The organism is uncultured Campylobacter sp. (assembly GCF_937890585.1).
Taxonomy (GTDB): Bacteria; Campylobacterota; Campylobacteria; order Campylobacterales; family Campylobacteraceae; genus Campylobacter_A.
In genome coordinates this window covers 1-1,732 of sequence record NZ_CALACG010000191.1, presented here as the reverse complement: position 1 = coordinate 1,732, position 1,732 = coordinate 1, and the positions used below count along the sequence as shown (strand labels likewise).

Annotated in this window: 2 protein-coding genes and 1 pseudogene; all 3 read left to right on the top strand. The window is 41.5% G+C overall.

Features of this window, described 5'->3' with window-relative positions; all coding sequences use genetic code 11:
* A partial coding sequence (locus tag Q0296_RS05585; protein ID WP_298037762.1) for a 2-C-methyl-D-erythritol 2,4-cyclodiphosphate synthase occupies positions 1–163 on the top strand: 163 nt, incomplete at its 5' end.
* Positions 160–1,050: a response regulator gene (locus tag Q0296_RS05580; RefSeq protein ID WP_298037753.1), complete on the top strand. Its 891-nt coding sequence runs from the start codon at positions 160–162 to the stop codon at positions 1,048–1,050. The genes Q0296_RS05585 and Q0296_RS05580, both read left to right, overlap by 4 nt.
* Positions 1,028–1,732, top strand: a pseudogene (locus Q0296_RS05575) (sulfate adenylyltransferase); the annotation flags it as partial. The gene Q0296_RS05580 and the pseudogene Q0296_RS05575, both read left to right, overlap by 23 nt.

Here is a 1,732-nt window from a genome sequence, read left to right as displayed (position 1 = left end):
ATCAAAAATGGAGACAAACATCGCGCAGGCTCTAAATTTAAGCCAGAGCCGCATAAATGTAAAGGCAACGACGACTGAGGGGCTTGGCTTTGTCGGCAGATGTGAGGGGATCGCTGTCATGGCAAGCGCTAGCCTTAAATTTTACAACTGGACACAAATATGAAAATTTTAATAGTAGAAAACGAAATTTACCTAGCTGGCTCGATGGCTAGCAAGCTGGCCGACTTTGGCTATGAGTGTGAGATCGCAAAGAGCGTCAAAGAGGCTTTGAAATTTGAAAATTTTGACGTAGTGTTACTTTCTACCACACTTCCAGGGCAAGACTTCTACCCAGTCATAGAGAAATTTAAAAGCTCTATCATCATCTTACTCATCGCCTACATCAACAGCGACACCGTGCTAAAGCCGATACAAGCGGGTGCGGGAGACTACATACAAAAGCCATTTATGATAGAAGAGCTTGTTAGAAAGATAAGGCATTTTGAGGAATTTAGAAATTTCAAAAATGAGATCAAAAACTACGAAAACTACGTTAGCTACTCGCTAAAAGGCTTTGAAAACCAAAGCTTTGAGGCAAAAAAGGTCAAATTTCCACTACTTTTAAAATCAAGCAAGAGCGGATATAGCGATAAATTTATCTTTAGCTACGTCAAGGCAAACAAAACGCCGTTTTTGTTTTTAGGGCAGGCCTGTCTGGCTGAGCTAGAAAAGGCGCTAGCTCAAAGTGGCGACGAGCTCATCTATATCACAAATTTAGAGAGCCTAAAACAAGATGAAAAAGAGAAAATTTTAGAGCTTTGCAAAAAGAGAAAGGTGGCGATCTCAACTAGCGATTTTGCCCAAAAAGCGCCATTTGACGAGCTCGAGCTCTCGCAGCCTGATAAAAATTTCAACATCGACGAGATCGTCACGATAGATGAATATATAAAATATATCATCGTTAATTATCAAGATAAATTTCCTGACACGGAGCTTAGCAAAAAGCTTGGAATTTCTAGAAAATCACTCTGGGAAAAGAGAAAGAAATATGACGTCAGCAAGAAAAAATAGTGAAATTTCTATCACAACAGAAGTTTACGGCGCCTTAGAGCTCATAAAAAACAAAATTCTCTCAAACTACGACTCGCTAATGGACGACGAGCAGATCAAAGAGGTGGCAAAAAAGGGCTACTTTAACGGCGAGCCTATGCCCTACTCTTTTGGCTTTGCCCCATTTGGCGAGCAAAACCAAATCGTCGCTAGCAAGCTAACTGCGGGTCAGAGAGTAAATTTAAGCCTAGATGGCAAGGTCGTTGGACACATAGACGTGGCAAAGGTCTTTAAATTTGATGAAGGCATGCGGGCTAAAAATATATTTTTAGCAAATGAAGCCAGCAACGACAAAGAGATAAACCTCGGCAAATACGGCATTAGCGGTAAATTTGAGCTATATGACGAGAGCATGCAAGAGAGCAAAAAAGCACTTTATGAGCTCATAAGGGAAAGCGGCGCTAAAAAGATAACCGCTGTTTTTTTAACAGCCGATCCATTTAACCGCGCGCACGAACGCCTAGTTAGGATGACTATCGACAAGGCCGATCTGGTCGTCGTTTTTCTCATTAGAACCCGCGAAGAGAGGCACATCGACTATGAGATCAGAAAGCAGGTGCTTGATTATTTCAACCAAAACTACCTGCCGACAAAAAAGGTCTTTGTTTTCGCGCTAAAAAACACGACACTTTTTACCTCACAC